This window comes from Synechococcus sp. BS56D (assembly GCF_004332405.1).
Lineage (GTDB): Bacteria > Cyanobacteriota > Cyanobacteriia > PCC-6307 > Cyanobiaceae > Synechococcus_C.
The window spans coordinates 22592-45336 of record NZ_PHQU01000006.1; the positions used below are offsets into that span (position 1 = coordinate 22592).

21 protein-coding genes are annotated in these 22745 nt (G+C 60.9%); 9 read left to right on the forward strand and 12 right to left on the reverse strand.

Features of this window, described 5'->3' with window-relative positions:
• Positions 1-22 precede the first annotated feature (22 nt).
• Positions 23-544, forward strand: coding sequence for a thymidylate synthase (locus tag CWE17_RS09515; protein WP_240789358.1), 522 nt, complete (start codon positions 23-25; stop codon positions 542-544).
• A gap of 141 nt (positions 545-685) precedes the next feature.
• Positions 686-1315 (forward strand): alpha/beta hydrolase, encoded by a 630-nt coding sequence (locus tag CWE17_RS09520; protein WP_131456623.1) that lies wholly within the window; start codon positions 686-688, stop codon positions 1313-1315.
• A 63-nt stretch (positions 1316-1378) separates the two neighbouring features.
• Here CWE17_RS09520 and CWE17_RS09525 read toward each other — a convergent pair whose 3' ends face one another.
• Entirely contained in the window at positions 1379-3613 is a 2235-nt protein-coding gene (locus tag CWE17_RS09525; RefSeq protein ID WP_131456625.1) for an AAA family ATPase, read from the reverse strand.
• A gap of 134 nt (positions 3614-3747) precedes the next feature.
• Between CWE17_RS09525 and CWE17_RS09530 the strand changes: the two genes are divergently transcribed.
• Genes CWE17_RS09530 through CWE17_RS09540 form a run of 3 tightly spaced genes read left to right on the forward strand, consistent with a single transcriptional unit; the run spans position 3748 to position 8551 of the window.
• Complete coding sequence (locus CWE17_RS09530) at positions 3748-4839, forward strand: efflux RND transporter periplasmic adaptor subunit (protein ID WP_131457076.1); 1092 nt, start codon at positions 3748-3750, stop codon at positions 4837-4839.
• Positions 4840-4847: 8 nt separating this feature from the next.
• The gene (locus CWE17_RS09535; RefSeq protein ID WP_131456627.1) at positions 4848-8267 is read left to right on the forward strand and encodes an efflux RND transporter permease subunit; all 3420 of its coding nucleotides are present in this window, start codon (positions 4848-4850) and stop codon (positions 8265-8267) included.
• On the forward strand, positions 8264-8551 hold the full coding sequence (locus CWE17_RS09540; protein ID WP_131456629.1) for a hypothetical protein: 288 nt from the start codon (positions 8264-8266) through the stop codon (positions 8549-8551). The genes CWE17_RS09535 and CWE17_RS09540 overlap by 4 nt, the downstream gene beginning before the upstream one ends.
• Before the next feature lie 38 nt (positions 8552-8589).
• Here the strand turns inward: CWE17_RS09540 and CWE17_RS09545 are convergent, their stop codons facing one another.
• Positions 8590-10248: an alpha-D-glucose phosphate-specific phosphoglucomutase gene (locus CWE17_RS09545; RefSeq protein ID WP_131456631.1), complete on the reverse strand. Its 1659-nt coding sequence runs from the start codon at positions 10246-10248 to the stop codon at positions 8590-8592.
• An 18-nt stretch (positions 10249-10266) separates the two neighbouring features.
• Between CWE17_RS09545 and CWE17_RS09550 the strand changes: the two genes are divergently transcribed.
• Positions 10267-10611, forward strand: coding sequence for a hypothetical protein (locus tag CWE17_RS09550; RefSeq protein ID WP_240789359.1), 345 nt, complete (start codon positions 10267-10269; stop codon positions 10609-10611).
• On the opposite strand, the gene CWE17_RS09555 is transcribed toward CWE17_RS09550, so the two are convergent.
• From CWE17_RS09555 to CWE17_RS09600, 10 genes are all read right to left on the reverse strand, one after another.
• Positions 10592-10999, reverse strand: coding sequence for a hypothetical protein (locus tag CWE17_RS09555; RefSeq protein WP_370318301.1), 408 nt, complete (start codon positions 10997-10999; stop codon positions 10592-10594). The genes CWE17_RS09550 and CWE17_RS09555 overlap by 20 nt on opposite strands.
• A gap of 20 nt (positions 11000-11019) precedes the next feature.
• Positions 11020-12840: a sulfotransferase gene (locus CWE17_RS09560; protein ID WP_161971429.1), complete on the reverse strand. Its 1821-nt coding sequence runs from the start codon at positions 12838-12840 to the stop codon at positions 11020-11022.
• A 458-nt stretch (positions 12841-13298) separates the two neighbouring features.
• Complete coding sequence (locus CWE17_RS09565) at positions 13299-14687, reverse strand: phosphatidylserine/phosphatidylglycerophosphate/cardiolipin synthase family protein (RefSeq protein WP_131456637.1); 1389 nt, start codon at positions 14685-14687, stop codon at positions 13299-13301.
• Between the two features lie 82 nt (positions 14688-14769).
• Positions 14770-14955, reverse strand: a complete 186-nt coding sequence (locus CWE17_RS09570; protein WP_131456639.1) for a hypothetical protein — start codon at positions 14953-14955, stop codon at positions 14770-14772.
• A gap of 10 nt (positions 14956-14965) precedes the next feature.
• Complete coding sequence (locus CWE17_RS09575; RefSeq protein WP_131456641.1) at positions 14966-16033, reverse strand: DUF4912 domain-containing protein; 1068 nt, start codon at positions 16031-16033, stop codon at positions 14966-14968.
• Positions 16034-16214: 181 nt separating this feature from the next.
• Positions 16215-16976, reverse strand: coding sequence for a phycobilisome rod-core linker polypeptide (locus tag CWE17_RS09580; protein WP_131456643.1), 762 nt, complete (start codon positions 16974-16976; stop codon positions 16215-16217).
• 104 nt (positions 16977-17080) lie between these two features.
• Complete coding sequence (locus tag CWE17_RS09585; RefSeq protein WP_131456645.1) at positions 17081-17686, reverse strand: phycobiliprotein lyase; 606 nt, start codon at positions 17684-17686, stop codon at positions 17081-17083.
• Positions 17687-17717: 31 nt separating this feature from the next.
• A complete protein-coding gene (locus tag CWE17_RS09590) occupies positions 17718-18092 on the reverse strand; it encodes a hypothetical protein (protein ID WP_131456647.1) in 375 nt (124 codons plus the stop codon).
• The gene (sufR, locus tag CWE17_RS09595; RefSeq protein ID WP_131456649.1) at positions 18085-18726 is read right to left on the reverse strand and encodes an iron-sulfur cluster biosynthesis transcriptional regulator SufR; all 642 of its coding nucleotides are present in this window, start codon (positions 18724-18726) and stop codon (positions 18085-18087) included. The genes CWE17_RS09590 and sufR overlap by 8 nt, the downstream gene beginning before the upstream one ends.
• Positions 18727-18792: 66 nt before the next feature.
• Positions 18793-19866 (reverse strand): class I fructose-bisphosphate aldolase, encoded by a 1074-nt coding sequence (locus CWE17_RS09600; protein ID WP_131456651.1) that lies wholly within the window; start codon positions 19864-19866, stop codon positions 18793-18795.
• A gap of 231 nt (positions 19867-20097) precedes the next feature.
• Here CWE17_RS09600 and CWE17_RS09605 point away from each other — a divergent pair, with 231 nt between their 5' ends.
• The 3 genes from CWE17_RS09605 to sufC are packed head-to-tail and all read left to right on the forward strand — an operon-like array spanning position 20098 to position 22743.
• A complete protein-coding gene (locus CWE17_RS09605; protein WP_007101519.1) occupies positions 20098-20457 on the forward strand; it encodes a ferredoxin-thioredoxin reductase catalytic domain-containing protein in 360 nt (119 codons plus the stop codon).
• A 5-nt stretch (positions 20458-20462) separates the two neighbouring features.
• Positions 20463-21902 (forward strand): Fe-S cluster assembly protein SufB, encoded by a 1440-nt coding sequence (gene sufB / locus CWE17_RS09610; RefSeq protein ID WP_131456654.1) that lies wholly within the window; start codon positions 20463-20465, stop codon positions 21900-21902.
• Positions 21903-21954: 52 nt separating this feature from the next.
• On the forward strand, positions 21955-22743 hold the full coding sequence (sufC, locus tag CWE17_RS09615; protein ID WP_131457080.1) for a Fe-S cluster assembly ATPase SufC: 789 nt from the start codon (positions 21955-21957) through the stop codon (positions 22741-22743).
• The last annotated feature ends 2 nt before the right edge of the window (positions 22744-22745 follow it).

The window sequence follows — 22745 nt, forward strand, 5'->3', positions numbered from 1 at the left end:
ATGCCATTGCATGGTTAGGCCCGTGGCCTCCCCCTCCCTGAGAGGTCTCCCCACCCTGTTGGCTGCCGTCTGCCTGGCGGTTTTGGGTCTTGATGGCATGCGTCGTTCTCCCTCGCAGGGGCTGGTGGACCTGTTGCCGCCTGCCTTGGCTGATGGGTCAGGTGGTGTGAGCCAGGTGCTGGAGGATCGGGAGAGTGCTCTGCAGCGACGCCGTGATGCGGAGGTTCTGCTGGCTCAGTTCGTCCGTGGCCAGATGACTCGCCACTACTGGGGGCATTTCGCCGCTTCGCTGGAGGACCTGGGTCTGCTGACCGGTGAGCATCTCGAGGCCCGGGTGGAGCGCGGTGATGGTTACAGCCGTCTCTGGCTGATGCCGAGGCGGGGGGGTGAGGCTTTCTTGGCCGATGTTCGTCTCAGGGGAGACCGGCTCGAGCGGCGCCTATGTCGAGGTGATGCTTCCTCTGCAGCGCAAGGCCCATCGCTGGGCTGCCCTGCAGGCTGGAACGAATTCGCCGCTGAGGAGATATCTAATACCTGGAATTAGGAGACCCAATGGAATTTTGTGTCTCGCTGTGTTGATCCCGTGCGGGCGAACATGGGGCGCCAGAGGTGCTGTAACGCACCAATGTGTTGGCGTTTTTCTGTCTCGGGGCTAAAAGTGAATTGACGTCTTTTTTCGCCGTCCGTGTTCACCCGTCTCGCTGCCGGCCTTCTCGCTGGCGCTTCTCTCTCCACCCTGGCTGTCGCCGCTGAAGCCGGTACCAAGCAACCCGTTCGCTGGGTTTCTGGTGGTGCTGTTTGGACCACCAAGTCCAAGGCTTTCAAAACCTTCTTCAAGAACGGTGAGATCACCGATCGCGCTCTCCAGGCTGGTATCAACAACTCTGGTTGGACTGCCGATGAGATCCGTGAAGGCATGACCAAGACCTACAAGGTCGACCTGATCGGCGTTTCCCGCTTCCTTTACTCCAAGGATGGCGTGAAGTTCCTGAAGGATCAAACCCGCAGCTACTTCCCCTACTGGAAGAAGCAGAAGACCGCTGTGGTCGCCCTGCGCTCCGCCATCATCGCCGACTCCAAAGACGGCAAGCTGTCGTCCGCCGGCATCATGAAGAACCTGCCCGTCGCCTTCCGTCTGAACGACAACGGCTCTTCAGACGGCTCCCAGAACGTGTGTAAGAGCGGTCTCAGCGGCGCTCAGGCCACCTCCCTTCTGTCCTGGTACGTGTTCCTGCCCGCTTGCGTGCAGGCCAACCAGATCCTCCCCGCTGCTCCTGCTCCCCGCGCTGCTGCTCCCGTCCGCGGCCTCTGGTGATCGACTGACAGGTCCTCTTCAGAGGATCCCTCAGATGCAAGCCCCGGCATTGCCGGGGCTTTTTTATGGTCCGCTCGATTCGAGGGCTGCCGGGCTTAGCCAGTGCCCAGTGAGCCGTTGATGGCGCAGGCGCTGGGGCAAGGTGCCGCCCCGTCGCTGCTCCAGCAGGCGTCGCAGCAATTGAAGATCCGTGGCTGGATGGTTGCGGTTGGTCTCCAGGCGTTGCCGGTAGGGGCGTCCCTCCCCGAGCCAACGTTCGATCAGAGGCGGATCAAGCGGAAGACCGAGGGTTTCGCTCCAGTGCTCAAGGCTGAGCTGCCAACCGGTGCTTTCGAGGCTGGGGCGGAGTTGATCACCGCTCTGGAGATGGTTCAGCCACGCCCGTTCCTGGGTGATCAGGCTTTGCAGAATCTGCTGATCAGATGCACTCAGCTGATCAGCAGCACCGCTTTCCCCGCAGGCAGCAGCAGGGCCGAGCTCAGGCGCACTGATCAGAAGGCGCAACCGGCTGCCGGTGTAGCAGTGGCTGGAAACTCTGTTCCAGAGTTTTAGGTCGCTGGCTGTCGCCAGATCCTCCTGGCTCAGCCGGCCGCCGATCACCTCAAAGCGATGCTCGTTCGCCAGGGTGTCCAGCTCAGCAACCCCGCTCAGCAGGGTGGGTCTGTGGAGCGGATCGAGCAGTTGCAGTTGGGCCTCGAGTCGGTCTTGGTCCTCGCGGGAGTGGCAGAGGATCGTGACACCTCCTTCGGCCACTGCTGCCAGTGGATCAAGGGCCCAAAGCAGTGATCGGCCCCCAAGCAGCAGCACCCGGTCCGTGCGCTTCCAAGGCAGATCAGCCCAGAGGCGTTTCCTCAGCTCTTGCAAGCGCTCGCCGTCTTGGGCCAGTTGGCGCTGCAGCCAGCGTTCCATCTGGGGCCGTTCAGGCCCACTGCTCACCAGCAGAGGATGGTCATCGACCGCTTCGGCCGCGGCGGCCAGTTGGGCGGCACGTCGCTCGAGCATCCGTTCCCGCCTCTGGCCCTCCCATCCCTGGTGGCCTGGCGTCCAGAAGGCTTCACCCTGCAGGGCTGAGGGCAGATATTGCTGGGCCACCCAGTGTTCACGGAAGGCATGGGGGTAGCGATAGCCCTGGCCATCGCCGAAGGCATCGCCATCCCTATTGGCGTCACGCAGATGGCTGGGGACCTCCTGCTTTTGGGCGCTGCGCACGCTCTTGATCGCTTCGAAGATGCCGATCGTGCTGTTGCTTTTGTCGGTGCAGGCCAGATAAAGGGCGGCCTGGGCCAGTGGGTAGAGCCCTTCCGGGAGGCCTATGCGTTCAAAGGCTGCCGCGCAAGCTTCCACCACCACGACCGCCTGGGGGTCGGCCAGACCGACATCTTCCCCGGCGGCAATCAGCATGCGCCGGAAAATGAAGCGGGGATTCTCTCCCGCTTCGATCATCCGTGCCAGCCAGAACAGGGCGGCATCGGCATCTGAACCTCGCAGCGACTTGATGAAGGCGCTGATCGTGTCGAAGTGGGCGTCCCCTTGCTTGTCGTAAAGCACGGCCCGCTGTTGGATTGACTCCTCGGCGATCGTCAGATCAATGCGCACCGTGCCGTCGTCGTCGACTGGGGTGCTCTCCACCGCCAGCTCCAATGCATTGAGCAGGCTGCGGGCATCGCCCGCCGCTACATCCACCAGGTGGCTCGCAGCCTCCTGGCTGATCGTTACCGAGCGGTTGCCATAGCCATGCTCTGGATCGGTCAGGGCACGTTCCAGCAGTCGTTCCAGGTCAGAGGGCTCCAGGGCCTGAAGCCGGAACAAGCGCGAGCGGCTCACCAGGGCCTTGTTCACCTCGAAATAGGGGTTCTCGGTGGTGGCGCCAATCAGGGTGAGGGTGCCGTTTTCTACCCAGGGCAGCAGGGCATCCTGCTGGGCACTGTTGAAGCGGTGGACCTCATCGATGAACAGGATCGTCCTCAGGCCGTGGCGTTCGAGTCGCTGGCGTGCCGCATCGACTTCAGTGCGCAGGTCTTTCACTCCCGCCAAGACGGCATTCAGTGAGCTGAAGTGGGCGCGTGTGTGATTGGCGATGATCCGCGCCAGGGTGGTCTTGCCGACTCCAGGTGGGCCATGCAGCAGTAGGTTGCCGACCCGGTCTGCAGCGATCGCGCGACGCAGCAGCCGACCTTCCGCAAGGATCGCTCCCTGCCCAACGAATTCATCGAGGCTGCGTGGCCTAAGCCGATCAGCCAATGGCGCCAGGCGCTGGCGCGTTTGTTCGCCGTGATGTGTGAACAGATCGGCCACCATCACACCTGTCCCAATCTCGTGATTCTGGCCTTTTTCGGATCAACGACCCATCTGAAAGCTTGCATAATCAGGCCGTATCGGATCAGCCTGTGATTCTTTCCCGTCGACTGGCGCCCCCGGTGGCCTTGGGGTTCATGCTTGCTGCCTGCGGTAAGCCAGCCCCCCAGCGTCCGCCGGTGTCGGTTCAGTTGGCGCCGGTGCAGGAAGCGCGTTTTACCGACGACATCGACACAGTCAGCACCCTGGAAGCCTCCAACCTCGTTCAGTTGGCGGCGCAGGCTTCGGGCCGCATCCTTGGGCTGAAGATCACCCAAGGTGACACGGTCAAACCTGGTCAACTCCTGGTCGTTCTTGATCAGGCTCAGATCCGGGCGGAGCTAGCCAATCTGAAGGCCCAGGCCCAGAAGGACAAACTCAACTGGGAGCGCTTCGAGTTTCTGGTGCCTCAGGGGGCGGCCTCGGCCCTCCAGCGGGATGAATACAAGGCCCAATATGTCGCCTCCAGGGAGGCGGTGATCGCCAAGGAAGCTGACCTTTCTTACAGCAATCTGCGCTCGCCGATGGCTGGATCGGTCGCTGATGTGCTCGTGAAGGTGGGTGATGTGATCCGCCAGGGGGAAGTGTTCACAAGCCTTGTTCAGAACAACACCCTTGAGGCTCGTGTGGAGGTTCCCGCCGTCTTCGGTGATCGCTTGGCCCTTGGGCAACCCGTGCTTCTGAGTGCTCCGGGGAGCGGCAAGGTCATCGCCACCGGCAAGATCGATTCGATTGATCCCCAGGTCACACCGGGGACCCAGGCGCTGCTAGCGATTGCAGTGTTCCCCAATGAGGATGGCCAGCTGCGCAATGGTCAACGTCTGCGAACCCGCGTGCAGCTCCAGGCGAAGCAACAGCTTTCGGTGCCCTTTGCTGCGGTGACCCAGAGCTCAGGTCAGAGCTTTGTGTATCGGGTCGGAACCTTCTCGGAGCTCAAGGCCAATCCTGGTAAGGCCGATCTCGCCAGGATCAGCAAAGGCATCGAGATGGGCAAGCTGCCTGCGAATACTCAGTTCGCTCTGCAGACCCCTGTCACGGTTGGAGAACTGCAGAACAACCGTTATCCGATCAGCCGGGGTCTGAGCCTCAATCAGAAGGTCATCACGACCAATCTGCTCAATCTCAAGCACGGTATGCCCGTCAAGGTTGGTGCTGCCAAGTCACCCCAATCTCCCGCCTCTAAGAATTGAGCTGAAGTATGTCTGCTTCGAATAACTTCATCACGCGACCGGTTCTGAGTACGGTTTGCAGTCTCTTAATCGTGATCGTTGGTCTGATTGCGATTCCGATTCTTCCGATCGAGAACCTTCCGGATATTGCTCCTCCCACGGTGAAAGTTTCAGCCACCTATGTGGGTGCCGATGCCGTTTCGGTGGAGCAGGGGGTCACCACCGTTCTCGAGCAGCAGATTAACGGTGTGGAGGAGATGGATTTCATCACTTCCAACAGCTCTTCTGATGGCGTTAGTTCTATCTCTGTTTCGTTCAACAGTGGCACCGACGGCAATATCAATCAGGTGAATGTGCAAAACAGGGTTGCACTTGCTGAGCCCCAGTTGCCTGAAGAAGTTCGAAAGGCCGGCGTGACCGTTAACAAGGCTTCGAATTCGATTCTTCTTGTTTACAATTTTGTTAATGCAGACCCTCAGAAAATCGAATACAGCGTTGAAACAATCAGTGGTTATCTCGATAAAAACCTTACTGACAATATCAAGCGAGTTCCTGGTGTTGGCGAGGTCACCTATTTCGGTAATCGCAAGATCGCTTTCCGGCTCTGGCTTGATCCCGACAGGCTTGCCGCCAATGGGCTGACATCTTCAGATGTCGTCAGGCAGCTTCAAAGTCAGAACAGGCTTGTGCCCGCCGGCAAGGTTGGTGGTGCTCCGGCACCGAAGGGTCAGGAGTTCACTTTCACCGTGCAGCTTCAGGGGCGTCTAACCACTGAACGTGAATTTGAAAACATCGTGCTGAAGACCACCGATGACGGTGGCCTCGTGAAGCTGAGGGATGTGGGCCGCGTCAGTCTTGGTGGAGAGACCTATGGCATTGATGCGATGGATCTCAAGGGCACTCCCTCGGTTGGTGTCGCCGTTTATCAACTCTCTGGCAGCAATGCGATTGAGGTGTCCAATGGCGTGAAGGACGTGATTGCCGCCTTTGAAGAGTCCCTCCCTGTGGGTATGGAGACGCAGAAGATCTATGACACCACTGACTTCATCAATCAATCGATCAAAGGTGTGACCAACTCGCTGCGGGATGCGGTGATTCTGGTGGTCTTAATCCTCTTCCTGTTCCTGCAGAACTGGAAGGCCACTCTGGTGCCTGCGATCGCCATCCCTGTGGCTCTGATCGGCACCTTTGCTCTGGTGCTGGCCTTCGGCTTCTCGCTCAACCAGCTCACCCTCTTTGGTCTGGTGCTGGCCACCGGTCTTGTGGTGGACGATGCGATCACAGTGGTGGAGGACACATCGGCCAAGAAGGCTGAAGGTCTCTCCGCTGTCCAGGCCGCAATCGCGACCATGGATGAACTGTTTGGCGCTGTGATCGCCACGTCACTGGTGAAGATGGCGGTATTTCTGCCGGTGCTCTTTTTCCCCGGTGCCACTGGCACGATCTACAAGCAGTTTGCGGCCACGATTCTCTTTTCGATTGCTATCTCCACGTTCAACGCGCTGACCTTCTCGCCGATGCTCTCGGCCCTGTTGCTCTCCCGCGAAACCAAGGAGTTAAGTCGTCAGCAATATGCCGTCGCTGGCGTTGCCCTTGGATTTGTCTATGGGCTTCTTAGTGCCGGCAATGGAGCGGCGATGGTGCTTGTTCCAACGGTCGTTGGTGCTCTGGTTGGCTTCATTGCCATGAAAATCACCGGCCTGCCCCTGCGTCTCCCAACGGCCATCGGCGGTGCAGTGGTCGGACTCGTTGTGGTGGGGGTGACCGATTGGATTCCCGTCTTGTTCTGGCCTCTGATCGGTGTGGTGGTGGGCTGGTTCGTGCCGTTGATCTTCAGCCAGTTCAATCGTTTTTATGCTGCATTTGAACGCCGTTATTCGGATTTCCTCGAGAAGGTTCTCCAGGCGCGTCCTCTGGTGATGGCGGCTCTGGCCGCAGGAATTCTGCTCACTGGATTTGCTTTCACGCGAATCCCCGGAGGCTTTGTTCCGATCGAAGACCAGGGCTACGCCATCGGTTTTGTACAGGCTCCTGACGGGGTTTCTAATGAGACAACGCTGGCGATCAATCGCGAGGTTGCCGCGGTTCTGCGTACGGAAGAGGACATTGCCTCTGCAGCCTTGTTCAGTGGCGCCAGTCTGGATGGAAACGCTCCGAATAAAGGTTTGTTCTTCTTTGGCACCAAGCATTGGGATGATCGTCCTGGTCATGAGCACAGCGTCGCTGCCATCGTTGAGCGCCTCAACAAAAAGCTGCTCATGGCTGTGGACGGGGCAAGGGTGTTTGTGGTGGAGCCTCCTTCGATTCCGGGCTATGGGGCCGGCGGAGGCTTCGAATTCCAGTTGCTTGATCAGAGCAGCGGTGCCTATACCCTCAATGAATTCTTTGGAGCTGCTGGAAGGATCATCCAGGCTGCCAACGCCAACCCGATTCTGAATCGCGTTTACACGCTGTTTTCCCCCGAGTCTCCTCAGATCGAGATCAAGGTCGATCGTGAAAAGCTTGCGTCACTCGGTGTGGATTTCGGCTCCGCTATGCAGACCTTCAGTGTCAATTTTGGTGGGGCTTATGTCAATGACACCTTCCAGGAGGGACGCGTCCGTCGGGTGTATGTGCAGTCCGAGGCTGCAAATCGCGCCACTCCCGAACAGCTGAAGTCGATCTACGTGAGCAACAGTCAGGGAGAGCAGATTTCCCTGTCTGAGTTCTTTACGGTCACGCCGACGAGTGGTCCGAGTGTGATCCCTCACTTCAATCTTTATCGCTCGATCAAAATCGAGGGCACGCCTGCCGAAGGTAAGAGCTCCGGTCAGGCGATCACAGCGATGAAGACAATATTCACCGAGCAGAATGCCCAGGGCCTCGGTTTCGATTGGACCGGCATCTCCAGAGAGGAGGTGAAAGCAGGCGCGTTGGCGGTGGTGATCTTCGCCCTTGGCATCCTCGCTGTGTTTCTTGTGCTGTCGGCCCAATACGAGAGCTATACCGACCCCATCATTATTTTGCTAACCGTTCCCACCGCCTTGCTCGGTGCTCTCGTTTTTCTCGGTGCTGCCGGGCAAGTGCTCAATATCTATGCCCAGGTGGGCCTCGTGATGCTGATCGGTCTTGCCGGCGGAAACGCGATTCTGATCGTGGACCTTGCGAATCAGCAGATGGGCGAGGGGGCTTCGGCTATGGATGCGGCGCGCTTTGCCGCCAAATCCCGACTCAGGCCAATTCTGATGACAGCAATTTCTTCACTGACGGGCTTCCTTCCCCTCATGCTGGCCAGTGGAGCTGGTGCTCAGAGCCAATCGTCCCTTGGTCTTGTCGTGTTCGGAGGATTGCTCGTGGCCACGTTCCTCTCGACGCTGGTGGTGCCCGTGTTTTATGTGGTGATGAAGTCGCTCATTGGTGAGGCTGAGGGTAAGCAGCAGCCGCCTGCACAGATCCAGGTCGGATCATGAAGCGCCAGGAAGTCGATCCCAACCAACCATTTAGTGGTGCCCGTGTGCTGGTGGCCATCGCCATTGGTTGTGCCATCGGCGCTTTGATTGCCTATTTCATGAAGGTGTTGATCGACAACACCCCTGTGCAGGTCGACATCACTCGACTACGGCTCTTCTATTTGATAATCGTTCTCTGCGGAGGCCTGGGTGGGTTTGCGATTGAAACGACCCGACAGCTTCAGCAAGAGGCCACCGATCCGCTCTATCGCCATGGGCGAAAGAGCCGCAATCGGCGCCGTTAGTCGTATAGGTGATCAGGCTGTTTAGGTGATCAGGCTGTTTAGGTGATCACTGTCGGGCGATCCATGCCAGTGCGCTGCTGGATCTCTGCAAGGGCATTGATGCTGTTGATCATCTCGGCCAGGGCGACCTGGGGATCCTGTTGTAGATCGCCGCTGCTGGGTACATAGCTTTCCAAATAGACCCGGATGGTGGCGCCTTTCGTGCCAGTGCCGGAGAGGCGCACGACGACGCGGCTGCCGTCCTCTAGAAGGATGCGCAGGCCCTGCCCTCCGGTGACCGAGCCATCGATTGGATCGGTGTAGCTGAAGTTGTCAGCGACGCTGATGCTCCGGCCGGCGAAGGATTGACCTGCCAGGTTGGGCAGCATGTCCTCGAGGCGGTCATAGAGACCGTGAGCGGCCTCGCTTGCCACGGCTTCGTAGTCATGGCGGGAGTAGTAGTGACGCCCGAAACGTCCCCAGTGGCTGGCCATGATCTCGGCCACGCTGCAACGACGTTCCGCCAGGATCTGCAGCCAGAAGAGCACCGCCCAGAGTCCGTCCTTCTCGCGCACATGATTGCTGCCGGTGCCGAAACTTTCCTCGCCGCAGAGGGTGATCCGCCCGGCATCCAGGAGATTGCCGAAGAACTTCCAGCCTGTTGGGGTTTCGTAGCAGTCGATTCCTAGCTCCTTGGCCACCACATCCACGGCGCAACTGGTGGGCATCGAACGGGCGACCCCGGCCAGGCCGGCCGCATAGGCGGGAGCCACGCTTGCATTGGCTGTAAGCACTGCCAGGCTGTCGCTGGGGTTCACGAAGCAGCGCTGGCCGAGGATCATGTTGCGATCGCCGTCTCCATCACAGGCTGCTCCAAAGCGATAGGCGTCGCCTTTGAGCAGGAGATCGGCTAAGTCGTGCGCGTAGGTGAGATTTGGGTCGGGATGTCCGCCCCCGAAATCCTCAAGTGGAGTCCCATTGCGCACGCTCCCAGCGGGGGCTCCGAGCAAGCCTTCGAGTAAACGCTGTGCGTAAGGCCCAGTGACGGCGTGCATCGCGTCAAAGGCCAGGGGGAAATCGCTGCGGATCAGAGCACCGATGCGATCGAAGTCAAAGAGCTGCTGCATCAGCTCAACGAAATCGTCGACGCCATCGATCACCTCCACGTTCATGGCGCCGATCGCGTGCTTCCCAGGGGCATCCAGCGGGATCGCTGGGGCATCAACCAGTGAATACTGCTCGAGGGTTTTGCTGCATTCGAACACCGCGTCGGTGAAGGAGGCGGGGGTGGGACCACCGTTCGCGCCATTCACCTTGACTCCGAAGTCACCATCTGGGCCGCCTGGGTTGTGGCTGGCCGACAGGATGATGCCGCCGATCGCCTGGCGCTTGCGGATCAGGTTGGAAGCGGCCGGTGTCGAAAGAATTCCCCCGGTGGTGAGGATCACCCGACTCAGGCCGTGGGCGGCCCCCATGCGCAGGATCACATCGATGGCTCGGCGATTGCCGTAACGGCCGTCGCCACCCACAACAAGCGTTCCCCCCTGAACGCCTGGCAGGGTGCGTAACACAGCTTCGATGAAGCTCTCCAGATAGTGAGGCTGCTCAAACTGCTGGCTGCTCTTGCGCAGGCCGGAGGTTCCGGGCTTTTGGTCGCTGAAGGGGGTCTCGAGGCGCACCTGGCGCTGGGTTGGTTCCGCGGGGGCCGAGGTGGTCATCGGAGGGACGGCGTCTCTATGCGGAACGTAAACACGATCCCGGCCCTGAAGAGTGTTGAGGGCAACCAGTTGTCGCAGCTACCTTTCAACAAGCAGCGGATGGAGCTGCTTGCCGGGAGAGCCATGAAGATTGATCACCCCAATGCAGAGCCTCTCAGTGAGGAGCAGTTGCTTGTGCTGAAAGCGTTCAGGGAGCGTCTTGATTCGATGGTCTCAAGTCACGGGCTCACCCCGGAGAATGTGCAGGAGATGGTGCGCGAACTGAAGGCGCATCCGCTGATCAGCGTTCAGATGATGCAGGAGATTCGTGAGGAGGTGGGCCGGTTGCTGCCTGGCCAGCGCTTCACGTTTGACTGGGAGTGAGGCTGCCAGGCTTCGGCCCCGTGGGCTTGGGTTTCACTGGATCGGCGCAGACGACGGTGAGGCGGCGGGCCGGCTTGTCGATGCTGTCGCGGCGTTGAAAGCCGTTGCTTGCAGCTGGTTTCGCTGTTTGGAGTAGATCCCAGATCGCGTCCTTGCAGGCGGCGGGAAGGCGCGGATGATCCATCAGAGGATCGGCGAGGGCGCGGGTGCGTTCGCAGGACTCAGCGGTGTTCTCTCTGGAGCAGTCGAAGGCCTTCAGCTGGATGGTGCGCAGTTCGTCTTTGCTGGGAAACGGCACATACTCCACCTTCACCAGCTCCATCGCCGCCAGCGCCTGGGGGGCCACCAGCAACAGGCCGATCAGCAGGGATGGCGCGCGCAGCTGCAACGGGTGTCTTGCGATCTGCCTCATTCAAACCCATAACCCCAGTGATCGAGCCAGGGGGCGAGGAAGCGGTCACAGGGTTTCAAGTGGTGGCGGTAACGGCGCCATTTGTTGATGGCGCTGCTGTAGAGCGGTTGCACCACCTGGGCAGCGGATGGGGTGTTGATCAGGTCCCGTTCTCTGGCGGTGCGTTGAAAGGCGATCAGCCGCTCGTCCCAGGGCAGGTTGAGGCGGTCGAGAACGGGTTGGATCGTCGCTGGTAGGTCGGCGATCAGATCCTCATAGCGGATCACCTGCACCGCCGGATCGAGTTGACGTTGCATGTGCAGCCAGGACGCCATCACCAGGTCGTAGAAGCGGGCTGCCTCGGGAAGGGATCGCAGGTGCAGCATGGCGTCGTTGGCGGCAAAGGTCTGTTGCAGGCAGGAGAGCACCGTGTCGCGCGGGTTGCGGATCGCCAGCAGAAAGGTGGCGTCGGGGAACACGGCCTGGATCAGGGGCACGGCGCAGATGTGCAGCGGCAGTTTGTCGATCAGCACCGGCTGTGAGGTGTCCCAGAAGGGGGCCATGCATTGCCAATAGAGCTGCTGCAGTTCCTGCACGTCCTGGTGGTTCAGACGGGCGAATTGGTCGATCGACCACCCCCTTGTCTCCTGCAGGTGGATTTCCAGAGCGGCGATCCCCGGCTTCTCCTCCGCTACATCGATGGCGGGATGGGAGCGCAGGATGGTGTCGAGCAGGGTGGTGCCGGAGCGGGGGAAGCCCATCAGAAACACCGGCGGCCGGCGCTGGGACTCCCGGCCCGGATCCATTGCGGCTGCGGCTTGGCCTGGGGGGAGGCGACGCTGGGCGAGTTGCTCGGCGAGCTGGCGGTAGGCAGCGATGCGCCGGGGTTGGGCTTCTGGATCGAGAGGCTCATAGGCCGGATCCTGCTGGGCCGCCAGGAACGCCTCCATGGCGGCATCGATGTGGCCGCTGTGATCGTCCAGCCAGGCGCGAGTGCTCCAGTGGCGGATCCGGGCGGTGGGCGGCAGGGCGGTGATCGCGTCGCTGTTGAGCCGTTCGCTGAGGGCTCGGGCATCGGAGAACTGCTGGCGTTGCAGGGCCAGGGCTGCTGCATACACCTGCGCGACTGGATCGTTGACGCCCTGAGCTCTGCTGTTGAGCAGCTGCTCCAAGGTGTTGGATTGGCGCGTCACGGTGAAATGCTCCAGGCTTGCTGCCACAACGGCGGCCGTTGCATGGGGTCCTGTGGCGCAGCGCCGGAAGTTCTGATCGGCGGCCTGGATGTGCCGGGCTTCCCGCTGGGCGCTGGCGAGGATCAGCCGGATGTCGGCAGCGTCTGGCGCCTGGGCGAGCACCTGCTGCAGCGTGTCGATCGCCGCATCGGGATGGCCGGCCTGCAGCTGAGACCAACCCAGCCCCTGCAGCACCCGGAGATTGCCGGGCCGGAGCCGGAGGCTGCGCGCGAAGCAGGGAATCGCCGCCTCGTGATCGCCGCGGCTCTGCAGGCAGAAGCCGAGGTTGGTGTGGGCGATCGCGAAATCGGGCCGGAGCTTCAGGGCCTGCTGTAAGGAGTGGATCGCCGCGTCGGTATGGCCCAGCTCCTGTTGGGCGGCGCCAAGGTTCCCCAGGGCGAGGGCATTGCCGGGGTTCAGCTGCAGCGCTTGTTGCAGGGTGGTGATCGCCTCTTGGTGGCGCCCGCTGGCGTGTTGGATGGCGCCGAGCAGGGCCAGGGCCGCGGCGGTGTCGGCACCGCTGGCGAGCGCCTCACGGCAGAGCGCCTCCGCCTGGGCCCATTCGCCACGTTGGGCGAGCTGACTGGCGCGCTGGAGAATGGTCAAGGCAACGGCACGAGGCGGTGGCTGCAGTATCCCGAAGCCCCCCTCACTCCCGCTGCTCGCAGCTGCCGCATCGCGCTTGCTGTCGTTCCAGCTTGCGCCGCATGCGTTCGGTGATGCCCAGCTGGGCGCCCCGCCACATGCGATCGATGTCATTACGCAATTTTGCTCTCTTTCATGGCATGGGGCTTGGGTTCAGCCCAGTTGCAGATGCCGGCTTCGAAGTGGATGGAGCCAGTCGATCAGCAGGGTGTGAATCCAGCTGTTCTCTCCGCCAGAGCGCCAGATCAGGATCAGAAAATGACCTCGGCATCGGATTTGCATGGCATTTCTGCACGGATGACCCCGCATTAGCGGCCCGTCGGAGCACCATTGCAAAACAGCAGATTTGCATTCGGGAGCCGAAGCAAATCTGTATCGCTTATTGCGTCACAAACTGGGAATCGATTTTATTTCGGCTGTCAATGATTTCCACTCCCGCACCTTTGTCGTTGCCGTTCGAGTTTGCGGCGCATGCGTTCGGGGATGCCCAGTTCTGCTCCTCGCCACATCCGGTCGATCTCTCGGGTGAAATGCGCTGCCAGTTCGGGTGAGTGAATCACCAGCAGGGTTTCGTCGTTCTGATGGGCAGCCGACGGTGACCAGTTGAAGGATCCTGTGATCACGGTCTTGCTATCGATCACAGCGAACTTGTGGTGCAGCTTGTCGCCGCGGGCGAGGCGTGGGCTGCCGACTCCCTGCAGTGCTGTCTCAAACGGCCGGTTTCCTGCTTCCAGTTTGCAGAACCGATCGGGCAGGGACACGCCCAAGAGATCCAGAACCTCGGAAAACGAGCGGCTGGCAAAGCCTGGATCCGCCAGCAGTCGCACTTCAACCGCCTGCTCCACTCGTTCCCGCAGCACATCCGCCAGTTCCTGCGCGGAGAACACGAACAGGGCCATATCGATGCTCCGCTGTGCTGTTACCAGTTGATCCCCGATCAGCCGCAGGCCGTGGTTGGGATCCGATTTTGAATGCGGCGTAAACAGCACACCGATCCGGGTGTCGCCCACCTGCACCGTCTCCACAACACCGCTGTCTTTGCCGCGCCCAAAGCGGCTGTCCTGGTGACCGCCAGGGCCATCGCCCCACATCCGGGCGAATTCGGTCGCAAAGACTGCCGCCAGCTCAGGGCTCTCGATTGTTAGGAGGTGGTTCACGTTGCCGCGGCTGCTTGCAGCACCCGCATCCCCATGCATCCCAGAGCTGGTGAAGTTGGCACTGCCGGTTACCACCAGGCGCCGGTCGATCACCACAAACTTGTGGTGCATCAGGCCGCTTCCTTTGCTGCCATCTTCGGTGTCATCGATCAAGGGCACACCGGCCCGCTGGAGCAGCGCTACGGCATCGCCATCGAGGCGCTCCGAATCGCTCAGCAGACCATCGCCGTTGCGATCGGCCAAGGCCTGCAGTTGTTCGAGTCGCTGACGGCCATGGGGTGGCAGGTCGGCTAAGTGCTGCTCGCTCCATGGCGTGCTGTAGGTGTTCTCGAGTACCACCTGCACCACCACCCCACGTTCGCGGGCCTGCGACAGTGCGGTGGCGATCGCCGGCAGAGAGATCTCCTGCACGGCCACGAGGATCTCCTCCTGGGCCGCTGCGATGGCTTCGATCACCAGCTGCTCCAGGTTGTCACCGTTGCGCCACTGGCCTGTCAGCGGGCTGAGGTAGCGGTTGCCGTCCCGATGGTTGAAGGCCACTTGGATGGCTTCCGGCAGTGGCGGTTCTGCTGGTGCCTGGCCGAGCAATTGACCCTGTTGACTGCAGCTGGCCGAGACCAGAGCTAACCAGATGATCCCCAGGCCCCTCATCCAGCCTTGGCATCGATCTCTCCCCAGGGATCTCATGACGAAACAACTTCCCAGAAGGGAGGATTCCCCCGCCGGGATCGCTTCAGTGGGGCATCTCGGAGGTGCGCAGCATTGTGACGAACCAGAGGCTGCTCAGGGCAAGCGCCACCCCGACGCCCGCGCCGATGCCAACGCGGGCCATGGTCAAGGGAACAACAATTGGAAAGACCATCGCCCCCGCCAGGGGAGTGATGGCCACGAACCAGCGCAGGGCTGGGGTTGATTTCATCCCCACAGGATCAGAACCACTCAGCTTTGGCTTCGCTGGCTGGATTGCTGTTGTCTTCAGGGGTGACGCGCTCGAAGTTGAGGGTGATGTTGCGCTTCTGCTCACCATCGGCAGCGGTCGCTTCGATCGCATACACCTGCTGCCCATCGCGGAAGGGCACCTGGATCCTGAAGGTGCCGTCGCTGGAGAGGGGCACGTCCTCGCCGCCGATGGTGAGGCGAGCGGAGGGATCGGTGGCGCCGTAGACGATCAGCTCGGCGTCGGCCACAAGCCAGAAGGACCGCTGGCGGGGAGCGACGCCACCGAGACCGGATTCGTTGCGACCGCTGGCCCAGAGGCCAGCGCCGGAATCATTGAGTCCGAAACGGTCGGCACCCATGGAATCCTGCTCATGCAGAACTTCGGAGCCCACGCGACGGCTGCGGAAGTGGGTCGTAGCGCTCTGGTAAAGCCTTTCGTGCAGCCCGCTGTCGCTGGTTTCGATGTTGGTTGCAGGGGCAGGTGCAACAGGGGAGGCATCCAGGCTGAAGGGCACGAACTGGTCGAGGATCTGATCACTGGGGTGCAGGGCAGGAACCCGGGCCACCGAGGAGAACGCCAGGGAGATCCAATTGCTGCCGCAGCGATAACCGAGCTCCACGCGGTAATCGCGATCGCAGAGGGGCACCGGCAAGTACCACTCGGTGCTGTGGCTATCGACGGGCACTTCCTGGAGGGTGTGGGGATGAGAGGTTCCGTCTTGAATGCCGGTCACGTCAGCAAGACGCAGGCTCAGATGGCCAGCGCCATCGGCCTGAGCGCGCTTGCGATCCCGATCGGCGATTTCCCAGAAGACGTAGGCCCACTGGGGATCGCGAGGTAGGAAAACCACCCGTGTGTTCGCTTCCGGGCGAGAGGGGGCATTCAGTTCGGCTTCGATTGCTCTGAGGTCGCCGCCGCGGCGCTCTTGCTTCTCGGCGATTGCACTGACGAGGTCTTCCTTGCTCTTCCGGCTGTAGAGGGTCACTCCAAGATCGCTGGCCATCTGGCGCAGTTGACGCAGCGTGAGGCGGGCGAGAGAGGAGAGAGCTTGCGTCACGGAGAGAATCTCCAGGTTTCTTTGGGATCAGTTTGCGGCAAAGAACCCGATCTTGATCGCTCAAATCGCCTGCCGTCAGGATCCTCTGACTGCATTGGCAGCCGAATGCGTCCAGAGAACAAGCAAAAAAAAGCGGGGGTCTCAACCCCCGTTTTAGTTCTGGTTCGCTCAGGTCGGCCGATCAGCGGCCGACACTGCGGTAAGGAACCTTGGCCATGTAGTCGATGCCCGCAGAGGATGCGGCAGCGGAGCTGGAGCGCATCGCAGGCAGGGAGCGCACCCAGGACATGTAGTCCTCGGGGTAGCCGCCGCGACGCTGGGCAGCGCGAGCAGGCAGAGAGCGGGCCGTGCCTGTAAAGACAATCTGGGGGAACCCAAGGATTCCGCGGTAGTAGGCGTCGTAGCGCGGTGAAGTGATGTTGAAGGGGGTTTCACCAATGTCACGGGAACCAACCACCCGGTTGCGGTGGTAGGGCACGGTGTCATAGCCGAAGGCTTCCATGTACTCCTCACCGTTGAGGATGTCGTCCACCATGCCGCGCACACCGCGGGTCATCAGCACTGCTGACCAGGCAATCTCTTCGGATTTGCCGTGGGTTGTGCGCCCGAGCAGCTTTTCCACGAGGTGGCGGGCCACCTTGTAATTGCTGTTGAGGTTGTAGAAGCTGCGGTTGAAGGTGTCCGACAGGCAGAGGGAGCGGATGAAATCACGCACGGTGATTTGTCCGGTGCGCAGCTGGGACTCCAGGGTGCGATCCCGATCGACCTTGAAGGCGTGGAAGAAGATCTGGCGATAGGCAGCCTCGATCACGAAGTTCTGGTCTTCACGATCCATGGCTTTATCCATGGACGCGGCTTTGGGATCTTCGTCCGAACCCACCCGGTAGGCCTCCACTCGGGAGTTCTGAGTGGTGGGCGCGTACTTCAGAAGGGGAAGGGCCACGCGAGCAACTGCATCCGTCGATGGCGATCGTAGAAGTAGGGCTCTGGCTCGCTCTGCCTCGAGCCCTCAGCAATCACAGTCCGTAATAGTCGCGGCTGATGGCTTCACCAGCCCAGAGGCGAGAGCGACCCTTGCTGATGGCTTCTGCTCGAGGCGGTTCCGCTTGCCGCATCACCCCCCTCCGGCAGGCGAAGTTCCATGCAGAAGGAGGCATTGTTCGACAGGCCTTCCACCGTGCTGGAGCGGATGCGCACATCTGGGCCCGCGAAGCTGAATCGCTCCCACACCGCCATGGTTTCGTATTCGGTGGTGAGCATGAGGCCATCCTGTTCATCCATGGAGAAGCGGGAGGCGGCTGGTGCTTTTTCCGCATAACCGAGGTCTCGCAGCAGCACCCCGGATCGACCGTTCGCCCCATCGGGGATGAGGCCGATCACGCTTTCGCCGTCATGGGCAGCACCCTCTTGATCCCAGGCCATCGAAGCGCTCCAGCGCACCTGACTCCCCCCCACAAGGCGGTCGGGATCGTGGCCCTGCTCGGCAGCCATCGCCCGAAGACGGGGGTCGTGGGCATCCAAATCCTCGACAACGATGAGGGAGCCCCCTGCTTCCGCCCGTCGATGCAGGAGGTGGTGGACGCTCCTTTGCGACCGCCAGCGTCCGTTGCTCAGGCGGAAGAAGCTGAGGGCATCGGGAATGGCAAGGGTCATGCGGGCCTCGCTGACAGGCGTGCAGGGCTGCTCAGGATGATCGCAGCTGATGGGTGTTCACGGCGTCCTCGATCAGATGATCGAGGGTCAGGCCCAGCGGGGTGATCTGCTGCTTTGCTGCCAGGGATTCGAGCTGCCTACCAGCACTCTGGAACTGTTGGAGAAGCAGGAGGGCAAAGGGAGCGTCGTCTTGCAGTTGGGGATGTTGCTGGCACCAGCTCCGCAGTTCTGCAGCGGAGGGCAGAGGGCCTTGGTCGCGGCCATTGGCCATGTCTTGAAAACAGGCGAGGCAGTGAGCCATCAGGCGCAGGTGATGGCGCTCCTGGCTCGGTAGCAGGGTGGCGTCGATGCGCGCGATCACCTCCAGGCTGAGGGGGCTGCCCTCTGGAGTTGGCGCCTCAGGCATGGTCGGGAGTAATCCGGAAGCCGCAGGAATGACCTTTCTCGAGTCGCCAGTGCACACGCTCCACCTGGCAATCGGGAAAGGTGTGACGGATGAGCTGCAGCTCCTGATCACAAACGACCGGATATTCCTCTGCGATCCGCTGCACCGAACAGTGGAATTCGCTTAGGCACCAGCCATGGCCGTCGGGATCCGGCTCCAGTTCCGTGACATATCCCTCCTGACGTCGTAGTTCGGCGAGGGTGGCGATTCGCTCCCTCAGGGGGCCGGATCCCACTCTCTGGCGGTAGCGGCTCGCTTTTTCAAGGGCCTGCTGGCTCAGGAGGGACGCCATGGCTTCCGGTGACAGGGTGGCCGCCATGGAATTGAGCAGCCCGAGGGCAAAGCTCTCACTGCCATCCGGGAAATGCTGATGCCCCAAGGCGGTCAGTCGCCAGATGTTGGAGGGACGGCCAGGACCTGCGGTCATTGGCTTGGATTCCACCAGGCCGTCGTCCTCCAGGCTGCGCAGGTGGCGGCGCATCGCCTGAACAGAAATGCCGAGCTGACCAGCCAGATCCGCTGCACTCACCTCACCCTGCCGCAACAGCAGGGTGAGGGTGGTCTCGCGGGTGGGAGCCTGAGCGTGTGCGCCCATGGGTCAGTCGTGATGTTCACACGATGCCACGCAATCCGTTCAGGTGGCGTCTGACCAGCGCCGGGATTAGGCGATGGTGACCTCGGGGCTGAGGTAAACGTCCTGAACGGCCTGGATGAGGTCGACCCCCTCCTGCCTGGGTTTCTGGAAAGCTTTTCGGCCCATGATCAGGCCACTGCCCCCGGCGCGCTTGTTGATGACCGCCGTGCGGATGGCTTCATGCAGATCGTCGCTGCCTGAGGCGCCACCGCTGTTGATTAGTCCGATGCGACCGGCGTAGCAGTTCAGCACTTGGTAGCGGCAGAGATCGACGGGGTTGTCGCTGGCCAGCTCGCTGTAGATCCGATCGTCCGTCATGCCGAAGGCGTGACCCAGCGCCTTCGCCACGGCTGGATAGCCCCCATTGTTGGCCGGGAGTTTCTGTTTGATGATGTCGGCCCCGATGGTGACGCCCAGATGCACCGCCTGGCCGGTCAGGTCGGCCGACAGGTGGTAATCGGCCTCCGGCTGCTTGAAGATCGGATTGCGCAGGTAGCACCAGAGCACGGTGGCTAAGCCCCGCTCGTGGGCATGCTCAAAGAGTGCTGCGATCTGTTGCAGCTCACGGTTGCAGTCATCGCTGCCGAAATAGATGGTCGCGCCCACAGCCACGGCGCCCATGTCCCACGCTTGATCAACGGAGGCGAACAGGATCTGTTCGTGCACATTCGGTGCCGTGAGCAGCTGGTTGTGGTTCACCTTGACCATGAAGGGAATGCGGTGAGCCCACTTCCTGGCCACTGAGCCGAGCACCCCCAGAGTTGAGCAAACCGCGTTGCAGCCAGCTTCCACAGCCAGTTCCACGATCGCTTCGCTGTCGAAGTAATCGGGATTAGGGGCAAAGGAGTGGGCCGCTGAGTGTTCGATGCCCTGATCGACGGGGAGGATTGATAGGTAACCGGTGTTGGCGAGGCGGCCGCTGCCGTAGAGCTGCTGCAGGCTGCGCATCACCTGGGGATTGCGGTCGGTGAGGGCGAAACGGTCGACCACTGCGGGGCCTGGTAGGTGCAGGCGTTCTCTGCTGACGCGCGGAGTGCCCTGCAGCAGGAGCTCGGCCTCGGAGCCGAGCCACTCCGCAGCGGACCGGTTAGCGATAGCCATGGAGGGAAGTCTTGGTCGTTCAAGCCGAAAACTAGAAACGGGCTTCGCTTCCGTCAGTGCGCAGGCGACATCCCTCGCCGGCAGCAGGTGAGAATGGCCACACCCGTCGGTCGACGGACCTGTGCCCTAGGCTTCAAAAACGAAACAACGGAGTTTCGTATTTGCCTGCCGGCAGGTCAGCTCATCCGTTGTCCGGCGTCAACCTGCCTTCTGCATTTCCGCCTCCGCCCCATGACCGATCCGTCCGCTGGCAACCCGGAGCCCACGGCCGAGAGCCTCGAGGTGATCCGCAAGTTCGCTGAGACCTATGCCCAGCGCACCGGCACCTATTTCTGCAGTGACCCTGGGGTCACGGCCGTGGTGCTCAAGGGACTCGCCCGTCACAAGGACGAACTCGGAGGAGCCCTCTGCCCTTGCCGTCACTACGAAGACAAGGAGGCTGAGGTGTCCCAGGCCTTCTGGAACTGCCCCTGTGTTCCGATGCGCGAGCGCAAGGAGTGTCACTGCATGCTTTTCCTCACTGAGGACAATCCCTTCCGCGGCGATGCTCAAACCATCAGCACCGAGGAGATCCACGCGTCTGCGGGTTGATCGCCATGACCAGTGCCTCCACCCGTGATCTCGTCAGTCAGCCGTACAAATACGGCTTCGTTACCGACATTGAGACCGACAAGATCGCCAAGGGGCTGAGCGAGGATGTCGTTCGCCTGATCTCGGCCAAGAAAGAGGAGCCCGACTTTCTCCTGAACTTCAGGCTCAAGGCATTCCGGCACTGGTTGACCCTGGAAGAACCCGATTGGGCTGCGCTGGGTTATCCGTCGATCGATTATCAAGACATCGTTTATTACGCGGCTCCCAAACAGCAGGAGAAAAAGTCCAGCCTCGATGAGGTGGACCCCAAACTGCTGGAAACGTTTGACAAACTCGGAATTCCTCTGAGCGAGCAGAAGCGACTGAGCAACGTGGCTGTTGATGCAGTATTTGACAGCGTCTCGATTGCCACCACTTACAAAGAAAAGCTCGCCGAGCATGGAGTCGTCTTCTGTTCCTTCAGTGAGGCTGTCAAGGAGCACCCTGAGCTCATCGAGCGTTATTTGGGAACAGTGGTTGCCAGCAATGACAACTATTTCGCCGCCCTCAATTCCGCCGTGTTTAGTGACGGCTCTTTTGTGTTCATTCCCAAGGGTGTGGAGTGTCCGATGGAGCTGTCCACTTATTTCCGCATCAACTCTGGCGACACAGGTCAGTTCGAGCGCACCTTGATCGTGGCCGAGGAAGGGGCTTCGGTGAGTTACCTCGAGGGTTGTACTGCTCCCATGTTTGACACCAATCAGCTGCATGCTGCAGTGGTGGAACTCGTGGCTCTTGATGATGCCTCGATCAAATACTCCACCGTGCAGAACTGGTATGCCGGTGATGAAAACGGTGTGGGCGGTATCTACAACTTCGTGACCAAGCGGGGACAGTGCCGAGGGGCTCGCAGCCGAATCAGCTGGACGCAGGTCGAGACCGGCTCTGCCATCACCTGGAAGTATCCCAGCTGCGTGCTTCAGGGAGCTGATTCAGTGGGTGAGTTCTACTCCGTGGCATTGACCAATAACCGCCAGCAGGCCGATACCGGCACCAAGATGGTGCATGTGGGCCCCCGCACCCGCTCCACGATTGTGAGCAAGGGCATCAGCGCTGGTTGCTCCAGCAACAGCTACCGCGGTCTGGTGCAGATGGGGCCTGGCGCCAAAGGGGCGCGCAATTACAGCCAGTGCGATTCGATGCTGATCGGCGATCAGGCTGCTGCGAACACCTATCCCTACATCCGCTCGCAACAGCCCCAGGCGGCGATCGAGCATGAAGCCAGCACCTGCCGCATTTCCGAAGACCAGCTGTTTTATCTCCAGAGCCGGGGCATTGGCTTCGAAGAAGCGGTGTCGATGATGGTGAGCGGATTCTGCCGCGATGTCTTCAATCAGCTGCCGATGGAGTTCGCAGCTGAGGCCGACAAGCTGCTCGCCCTCAAGCTCGAGGGATCGGTGGGTTGATCCCTGCTTGTCCCGTCCAGATCCGTTCCCTGACCCCTTCCTTCTCCGTCCCGTGATCCGCCCCGACGCCGAGCTGCTTCTCGACATCTCCGATCTGCATGCCTCCGTGGAGGATCAGCCGATCCTTAAGGGGGTGAACCTGCAGGTGCGTGCTGGCGAAATCCATGCCGTGATGGGGCGGAACGGCAGCGGTAAAAGCACTCTGTCCAAGGTGTTGGCTGGTCACCCCGCGTATCGGGTCACTGGTGGTTCTGTGCGTTACCGAGGTCAAGACCTGTTTGAACTGGAGCCTGAGCAACGCGCTCGTCTTGGCGTGTTTCTCGGCTTTCAGTATCCAGTCGAGATTCCAGGGGTCAGCAATCTTGAGTTTCTGCGGGTGGCCACCAATGCGCGACGCGAGACCCAGGGGATGGAGGAACTCGACACCTTTGATTTCGAGGATCACGTTCGTGAGCGCCTCCAGGTGGTGCAAATGGATCCTGCCTTCCTTGAGCGCAGCGTGAATGAGGGCTTCTCAGGTGGTGAGAAGAAGCGCAACGAGATTCTGCAGATGGCCCTGCTGGAACCGGTTGTGGCCATTCTGGATGAGACAGATTCCGGTCTCGATATCGATGCCTTGCGCATCGTGGCCGGTGGTGTGAATCAGCTCGCCGGTTCGGAGAACGCCACGCTGCTGATCACCCACTACCAGCGCCTCCTCGACGAAATCACGCCCGACTACGTCCATGTGATGGCTGCTGGGCGGATTTTGCGCACTGGTGGTTGTGAGCTGGCGTTGGAACTGGAGAAGACTGGATACGACTGGGTGGATCAGGAACTGGCTGCCCAGGAGGGGGTCTGAGG